Here is an 8285-nt window from a genome sequence, read left to right on the forward strand (position 1 = left end):
CCGGAATGGGCAATCTTCTACTGAGGTTTGTTGATAAGAAAGGCAGGCTTACTGAAAAAACGTAAAGAACGGGCCTCGACACAAAAGCGTCAAGATAACACCCAAACAGATCACAGGTGCGAACCGTAAAGAGTGCTGGATGCGGATCTTGTTCTCAAAATCCTCAAACTCGCCATCTGCTGCCAATTGTTTCAATTCCGCCGCCTTCTCTTTTGACACGCCCCCAGGCAACGTCCCTAGGACAATGTTTGAATTCAGCACATTTGGGAGTGCGAACCCTTGCTTACTGTAGCTAACTTCCCCGTCATCGCCTTTGCTTCTAACAATCTGTTCAGCCGGCACCATTCCTTCTTTCAAATCAGAGAGGTCTATCTCGCGATCTAACACGATGTTGTCGAGATTCTCAATGAAATGCTTCCCAAAGAAAAATACGGCAAGATACAGAAGGTATATCTTCAAGAGTGGGGTGTAAGCCTCCGACCAAGCCTTCAGCGTCCAAGGGGTTGTGATCACCATTAACTCAATCAGCACGACACAAACAACATAGTTACGAACCCTCTCCAGCCCGAATTTCTTTACAAAGTAACTGAGGGTAAGATACAGAGAAAATATAACCAAGAGTTGATGCCACAGTCCAAGTTCAACCCCTAACCATCCCAGCGAGAGCATAACAAACTGTCGCAACCCGAGTAGAAAAATGAGGCTGAATATCCGCTCGAACATCTGTTTACGGAAGTCTTCTTGTCGGAAGATTGACATAAACGCCTGCCATTTCTGTCGGACATCCGTTTTCAGGCAGAGGTACGTAACAAGGATCATGCAATACGGCACGAAAATATTGATAATGAGGGTTGTCGGCGTATATTGCGCGAATGCAGTGGCTTCGGCAAACAATCCCGCTGGCATCAGCAGGGAGGCACCCCAAACGAGTTTGGCATCTCCAGCGGCGAAAATACCGAACCAATAGAGTGCCAGAACGATTAAAAAACCGCCAACAATCGTAAAGATACTGTTTAAAAGGGCACTGTTCCCTGACAAAACAGAGATGACTTGACTGAGAATGCCAGCGTAGATGAGCCCGTAGCTGCAAAAATTCTTGATTTTTCTTTCTCGCAAGTCTGTATAGGTCGCATAGCAGCAGAAAAGCAGAAGAAGAGCGATGAACAAATTCTGGTAGTTTAGCATTTCCAATTCCTCAAGGTTGGCCCTCGCGTCCCATTTTCAAGGTACCCCAATACGTTGGGAGTTTGCCGTTTGCTTCAACAGTACGAAAGCCCATCCCAAATACCATTACACTGGTAAAATGTTGCCTGTTTTCTCCGATCCCACCGAAGACATAAATGTTGCCGTTGACTACCGCTGCGCCAAAAGGAATAAAAGGTGTTGGCATCGGTGGAATATCACTCCATTCCTCTGTCTCTGGATTATAGGTATCCACAGTTGCCATATATTGAGGAACCCTGTTTTGCCAAATGGTCAAGAACAACCGTCGAGAATGATAGCCTCAGGTCTGGCATCTCATGCTTCTGTCTCCAGCGGTTGATTTTTGGATCATATTCCTCAATGATCTTTAAAAATGGGCCTCCAGGACCCACTTGCGGCCACCCACGTCCACCGACAGCATAAATGTGATTTTTGACAACTCCCACACCAAACCCCTCACGTTTCGTCGGCATCTTCGTGCGCTTTGCCCATGTATCGGTCGCAGGATCGTAGACTTTCACAAGATCAACGCGTCCTGGTTCCTCAGGTTTTCTATCCTGAGGGAGCACATACCCGCCAATGGCATAGATTTTGCCAGCAACCACACCCACGCCGAACTGTCTACGCGGAACCGGCATATCCTGTTTTCTCTCCCATGTGTCGGTTTGTGGGTTGTAAACTTCAACAGCTACCGAGGTTTTGATATTCACGATGCGTCTGTCTATTCCACTATGATCCCCGATGACGTAGATTTTATTATCAACAACTGCTGTTGCAGGTGCTGCGCGGGAGGTTGGCATATCCGCGACTCTCCGCCATGTGTTGGTTTTCGGATCATACACTTCAACAGTTGACAGTCCAAAGGGATCCCGCCTATTTTCAAAGAGGGTGCCGCCGATGAGATAAATCTTATCACAGACCACAGCAGGCACGAATCTCGCTCTCTCTGTTGGCAGTTCGGGGATGACTCGCCACTCGTTTGCATCAGCATCTTCCATTGCAAAATGGAAAAAACGACGACAGCCAATCCAACTATGATCCATTGTAAAGACCGAAGTATTTTCAACAACATCGATTCATCCCTCTAATACAAATCAAAGGTCAAGGATGTGCAGAAAAAGCGAAAAGCAGCACTTTTCTAAGCTCCTTCTGCACAAAATCTACCCTTAAGATTTCTCCTGAGGGTCGGTTATTGTCTCTGTGGAAAAACTTGCGAAAACCAAACTTTCTCCGAATTGTGCCTCTAAGACACAATCCGGTCAGTTTGTTTTACCGCATCTACCTATGCAAGACAACTGTCTTTTATATAGGAACACAGAAATAGGACACAACACCGTTGTCAACATGGGAGCGACAATCCTCCTTACCCTTTACACAATGAGTGTGATTGTTGTTCTCACCACACATATACTCATTATCCTCATCGCCATGATGAGCCTCTGCGGTATCAGGCTCAAGCATCAATGAAGCGAAGATCGCTCCTGTTGCTACTGTTCCAGCGACTAAAGCGTTCTTATGCGCAACATGCCCATCTTCTTTGACGAAGAAGTCACTGAGACGTTGCTTCGTGAGTTGGACTACGTGTGTCTGCATGTGATTTCACCTCCTTTCATTTATTGGATAAACTTACCAAACTGGTGTTCATGCGGTGCGCCGTTGAGAACATAGAAAAGCCTAAGGATAAACCTTAAGGGACAGATGCAACATTCAGCGACAGCGGTCCGCAATTCCATGATTTGGTGAGACCTTATATGGCAATATTAGGGGTCTAAAAGGGTTCTACTGCGCATGACCCCAAGTTCAGACGAGATTTTCTAAGATTTTTTCGGCACGTTTCGGTTCTTTACAGATGGACTGAAGGACGATTTTAACCGCCATCGGTGTGTGTTCCTCCAGAAGGGTCATCGCAATTGCTTGCTCCATGTCAACCGACGTTGGAACCTTTGATAGCACGAATGCTTCTGACTCAATTTCACCGCATACCGGATTGTAATGTTTCCGAAAAAGCAGGCGATGTTTCGCAGGTTTGGGCTGGTACATCTTACGATTCTGAAGATCTGCAAATAAGCAGAGAATTCGCTGGATTGTCTTTTCCCATGTATAAGTTGAAATCGCCTTTAATCCGGCTTGCACCAAATCCTTCTGTTCGTTAGGATTTCCGAGCAGAAATCTGAGTTCTTGAGATATTGATTCAACCGGCACATCGACCGGGTCGAAAAGAGTTGGTGAAATCTGAATAAACCGACACGCACCTGAAATCTCTTCAGGCTCGGCATATCCCCAAACAACCGTTGGAACGCCACACGCAACTATCTCAAGTAGAAGTAGCGGCGATGATCCAAGAATCGTCGGAAACACCAATGCGTCTAAAGCATTAAAGATAAAAGGACTCGCCTCCTTGTCCTGCAGAGACGCAATATTAAAAAAGTTAACACACCCATCCCCCGTGAAATTGTCCTCCAGGGCGGAATGGATGACCAAATAGTTGAAATCTGGGTTTGCCAATCGCAGTTTTCGCAAGAAGCGAAACGTTTCGTGCGGAGGCAGCCCTGACACGACCCCTACCAACGGTTTTTGCGAAATCGCTGCATTCCCGAGTGCCTGAGACAATTGCTGCTTACACTTCATTTTATCCATCGGTCTGAAAACAGATGTATCGACACCATAGGGAACATGCTGAAAGACACGCATATCGGGAACGAAATCTGAAAAGAAAGTCTGCGTCCAAGAAACATCGCATGCAAAGGCATCAAAGTTTCTCAACGCCGTACATCTCTCAAGCACGGTGTTGCGTGCTTCATGACGCCTCAAAGTCTCGTTGGACAAGCGGAGTATGGCTGGAACCGTGTTAAATTTCAGGAAACCTTGTTCTCCTACGGTGAGTGGAGCCAAAGCGAGGACACCGTCGCAGTCCTTCGGAATAAACTTTGCTGGCGAAAACGAGCGGTCACTTTTAAAGAAAATCGGTTGAACACCTTCAACCCGCAAGCCGTCTTTAATCTCCTGACGGTTGTTGTCCGTCTCAGATAAAGGTAGATAAAGGTCGGCATGATTTGCCAGCGTCGTTAGCAGATGATGATTCGCCGCATTCTGTAGGAAAGAGGTTGTCTTTCTGTTTTCCAAAATGCCCGCTGTCAGAAAAATTTTCGGTCGCCCACCACACGGAGAGGGTTCGATTTCAGGTTGATCCGGCGAAAACAGAACCCCGATTTCCGAAAGTTTAGAAAGAAAAGCGAGTGCCTCAAAAATCACAGAACGGGAACCATGTTTGTCAGCGAGCGTGTCAATAATGACATCCGTCTCCGAAACGCTACAAGCATTTAGGATATCGCAAACAACTTCATTCACTGGAATAACAACACCCGCATCGAGATCGGCAACGAATTGCTCGCCATCGCGTTTGAAATGATGAAGATTATGCAAATTGCAAGGAAATTCGATCATCGTTTTACTTCCTCTATCCGTTTACGGCTTCCTGAAAACCAAAAACCTTTTCGAGAATCGTTTCAGTTCTCTCCTGACCATATAAATGATGTAGCACGGCTTCAACTTCATGTCGACTGTGTTTTCTAAGCAGGGCCAATGACAAACCTTCCTCAATGGAGTGGGCATAGCGGTCTTTCATCAGGGGTCTTTCCTTTTCGAGAGTGATATTGCTCAATATTGCTTGGCGTTCAATCTGTCTTCGCCGATTATTCAGATAAGGGGCGAAAGAGATAGCGAAGTGCCGTTTATGTCGGTCCTCCAACTGCTGGGTTTGTTTCAGTCTCCTGAACAACGCAATGAGATTCTGTGCGGTTTTATCCCATGTAAAAGTCAGTGCTCTCTCCCGCGCCTTTTGTCCCAATGCCAATCGTGCCCTCTCATCGGTGAGGAGACTATTGACGGCATCCGCCATTGCACTTGGTGAAACCGTCCCAGCGAAACTGCCAATTTCATTGTCATACGCTTGTGCCGGCACAACAAGTCCCGCATCGCCGACAACCTCAGGAAGTCCATCAAGACGTGGCACAACCGGGGGGACCCCACAAGCCATCGTTTCTAAGAGCGCGAGCCCAAATGTTTCTTCACCGACCATTGATGGGAAACAGTAAACATCAAAAGCATTTAAAAATCGGACAAGTTGGTCTCTGGGTTGCTGTGGTGCACAAATCAGATTCGGTGGCAGTTGCTGATGTCCGTAGATATTGAGCGTTGGCGCGGTCAGCAGAAAACACGCATGTGGCAGGAGTTTTGCAATTTTTATGTAAATTCCTGCCCCTTTTTCAGGTTGAAATCTTGAGAAGAAACCGACAACCGGCGAATAAGCAATTTGAGGGGCATTGAGCATCCTCGCCATTTCATTTTTAGCCTGCTGTTTGTCCAATGGATAAAATTTGTTAGGGTCAACTCCCAATGATACGGTCTGAAAAACGTCCTTGTTAGAGACAAATCGACCATACAGATCACTCACTGAGTTTGTTGGCACCAGAAAAGCATCAAAAGGACGCATCGCCGTGTACCAGAGCAATCCTGCATTAATGACATCGCCATTGTGCCCCCTTGCGGAATAGATCGGAACAACAAAAGGTGCGTCAATATAACGTAAAAGTGGAAGGAACTGCGTGTCTTGGTGACTTCCTAACAGAACAGCATCGTAACTGCCCTGGATTAACTTTAGAAACGCAGATTTATCGTTTCTCTGGAATCTGATACCTTGGACATTCTCATTGAACTTTTCGTCGCGTTCACCTACTACGTCAAGAGAAGCATGTGCCTCCAGAGCTTTGACGAGATTGTGATGTGCCACCGACACCCCACCCGTTGCTTTTGTAATGTCTGCTGCATAGGGACCGTTCTGTAGGACAAGAATCTTCAATTTAGTTGTAGTCTCTGCCCCCTGTGAGGCGGTGTTCCTTTCGAGGTTTGAAAAGAGAACCCCACGCTGTTCCATTGTTGATAGTGTATTTAGTGCCTCAATGACTAAATCACGGTCATATTTTCTCTCAAGTCGTTCTATGATTTCCTCACTTGAAAAAGATGGGCATAGGTCCAGGATCTCCCAAGTGATGTTATCGATGCCCAATACAAGACATTGGCTCAGATCGGCGACATACAGACGGTTGCCCTGTCGGAATTTATGTAGATGTGTGGTCGGTTTCGGACATACGAACATTGTGCATTCCTCGCTAACGACAGGTTTCTTTTACCTTTCCACGCCAAAGGCTACCGTCAATAATCCGTCCATCAATGACCAAAGTCGGGGACCCTTTGATATTGAGTTCCTCCGTTCTTTGTATTTCCTTGACAAGTTCCAATGCCACCTTTTCCGATTCAACGGCTCGTGCGATCCTCTCTACATCCAGTCCAACGTCCTTCGCACAATTTACCCATGCCTCCTGAAGATGGTCGGCACGACAGAGCAGATAGTCAAAGAGTTTATCCGGATACAGTTCGGCGATAACCATTTGTCGCTTGTTCTCAATGAGTTCGGGTTCACCGTGCAGACTTGTAAACGCGACCTGTTCACTTGTCTCTTCCTCAGATGCCTCTTCTTTACCGACAATAAACCGCAGCTTAAAATCAATTGTATCCCCATACGTTTCAAAAAACGGCAGCAGTTCCTGTTCTGCTTGCACACCGTAGGGGCAATACGACATCACAAAGAGTTCAATCTCCGGTTTCATAGGTCCACGCATGCGCTGTTCAAGGATCTGCTTAAGGCTCAACTGCGTTCGGCTGTGATCAACTTCAGGCATCACCTGTTCGATAAGCTCATCAAACCCTGGAGAATGCTCAGGTGTATGACACGCCATACAAACTTTTTCAGGCACTTGCCCGCGAATATTCTCCTTCAGCGGTGTATAGGTGTGCTGCTTGCCCGGACCGTGGCAGGTTTCGCATCCGACATCCACAAGATGTGCACGTTCTGTGTTACCTATCTCGTAACCGCTCTCATACCCGGAGCCAGTGACGTGACAGGTGATGCATTCTGGATAATATTCCCTGCCAATTGTCCGTAAGGTGTTAAACGCTGTCGCATGGGAGGAGTGCGACCACTGGCTGAATTCTTTTTGATGGCATTCTTGGCATGCCTGAGAACCGATATAACTGTTGGTCTCGTCCTGTTCAAAAGGTTCCGAAGAAAACAAGCGATGACTCACAATCTGCAATTGATGGTCGGTAGCGACTTGATGATAGAAATCATCCAGGAGTTTTCTAACATCTGGATCGTCGGAGACCTGTTCGGTTAGGGCAATTTGCTGAACTTTGGAGGAAATACTTCCCACTCCATCGGTGAGCATCAACGCACCAAGCGTTTTCCCTTTGGCACTACAATATGCCAGCAAGACATCACCAACTTTTTCGGTTTCGCCTTCGGACGGACTCAAGATCGCTGAAAAACTCGGGTATTCCCGTGCCAACACCCTATTGACTTCTATAGGTGAATGGCTCAGTCCAACAACAAAATCAGATTGTGCTTGAACCTCAGAGAGAAGCGAATTGAACTTCTCAGACACAAACGCTACTTCCGCTGGGTCTTTAAGGTCCAATGTGACCATAGCGATTCGTTTCTCTCCAACCGTTTTTATTAAATACGAGTCAAAATCTTGAGTCAAATCCGAATCTAAAAATGGAAAAGATAGGTCAGCTCCCCGATTCTGAACAATTTCAGTCTCTGCCTCAAAGGGAAAGAGTGCATCATACCCCATCATTTTCATCGCCGTAAGGGTTGTTTGCACACGATGTTGGTCTCGGCTATGAACCTCACTTTCAGTTGAAAGGTTGTCCGATTCAAACGAGTGGGGTTTCATGCTTTGGGGTTGAGAAGGTTGGATGCCACCAAGATCTACCAACAACGGAGAGAATCCGGTTTCTCGGAGTCTCGGTAGCCCACCGGATTGCCCGATGAAGCAACCACACGGCTCCAGCTGTGCTTGCGTGTTGCCCGTGAAGAGTAGAAGGTGTGTGCTGTCTGGTGAAACCTGTTTCAGCTGATGGAGATAGTCCGTCAAAGGTGTCGCATGAATCTGAGAAGCGAACTGTTTTGTTTCTCTAATGTGTTGTAACCGTTTCGATTCGCTCCATTTCTGATAAGCAAA

7 protein-coding genes are annotated in these 8285 nt (G+C 46.7%); all 7 read right to left on the reverse strand.

What is annotated here, in order from left to right; genetic code table 11:
• Positions 1-48 precede the first annotated feature (48 nt).
• Positions 49-1185 carry a prepilin peptidase gene (locus tag J4G07_18215; protein ID MCE2415921.1) on the reverse strand — a complete coding sequence of 379 codons (1137 nt, stop codon included), beginning with the start codon at positions 1183-1185 and terminating at the stop codon, positions 49-51.
• A gap of 10 nt (positions 1186-1195) precedes the next feature.
• Positions 1196-1447: a hypothetical protein gene (locus tag J4G07_18220; protein MCE2415922.1), complete on the reverse strand. Its 252-nt coding sequence runs from the start codon at positions 1445-1447 to the stop codon at positions 1196-1198.
• The gene (locus J4G07_18225) at positions 1425-2246 is read right to left on the reverse strand and encodes a hypothetical protein (GenBank protein ID MCE2415923.1); all 822 of its coding nucleotides are present in this window, start codon (positions 2244-2246) and stop codon (positions 1425-1427) included. Before J4G07_18225 ends, J4G07_18220 begins: the two co-directional genes overlap by 23 nt.
• A gap of 259 nt (positions 2247-2505) precedes the next feature.
• Positions 2506-2796, reverse strand: a complete 291-nt coding sequence (locus J4G07_18230) for a hypothetical protein (protein ID MCE2415924.1) — start codon at positions 2794-2796, stop codon at positions 2506-2508.
• Positions 2797-3003: 207 nt separating this feature from the next.
• A complete protein-coding gene (locus tag J4G07_18235) occupies positions 3004-4647 on the reverse strand; it encodes a hypothetical protein (protein MCE2415925.1) in 1644 nt (547 codons plus the stop codon).
• 13 nt (positions 4648-4660) lie between these two features.
• Positions 4661-6358 (reverse strand): glycosyltransferase, encoded by a 1698-nt coding sequence (locus J4G07_18240; protein MCE2415926.1) that lies wholly within the window; start codon positions 6356-6358, stop codon positions 4661-4663.
• Between the two features lie 13 nt (positions 6359-6371).
• The coding region (locus J4G07_18245) for a DsbA family protein (protein ID MCE2415927.1) at positions 6372-8285 on the reverse strand (1914 nt) is incomplete at its 5' end.

It is taken from the genome of Candidatus Poribacteria bacterium (assembly GCA_021295715.1).
Lineage (GTDB): Bacteria > Poribacteria > WGA-4E > WGA-4E > WGA-3G > WGA-3G.

What these genes read in the sequence shown, in the direction of transcription:
- J4G07_18215 (MCE2415921.1), bottom strand. Translation starts at nt 1,185, where the DNA reads ATGCTAAACTACCAGAATTTGTTCATCGCTCTTCTTCTGCTTTTCTGC.
- J4G07_18220 (MCE2415922.1), bottom strand. Translation starts at nt 1,447, where the DNA reads ATGGCAACTGTGGATACCTATAATCCAGAGACAGAGGAATGGAGTGAT.
- J4G07_18225 (MCE2415923.1), bottom strand. Translation starts at nt 2,246, where the DNA reads ATGGATCATAGTTGGATTGGCTGTCGTCGTTTTTTCCATTTTGCAATG.
- J4G07_18230 (MCE2415924.1), bottom strand. Translation starts at nt 2,796, where the DNA reads ATGCAGACACACGTAGTCCAACTCACGAAGCAACGTCTCAGTGACTTC.
- J4G07_18235 (MCE2415925.1), bottom strand. Translation starts at nt 4,647, where the DNA reads ATGATCGAATTTCCTTGCAATTTGCATAATCTTCATCATTTCAAACGC.
- J4G07_18240 (MCE2415926.1), bottom strand. Translation starts at nt 6,358, where the DNA reads ATGTTCGTATGTCCGAAACCGACCACACATCTACATAAATTCCGACAG.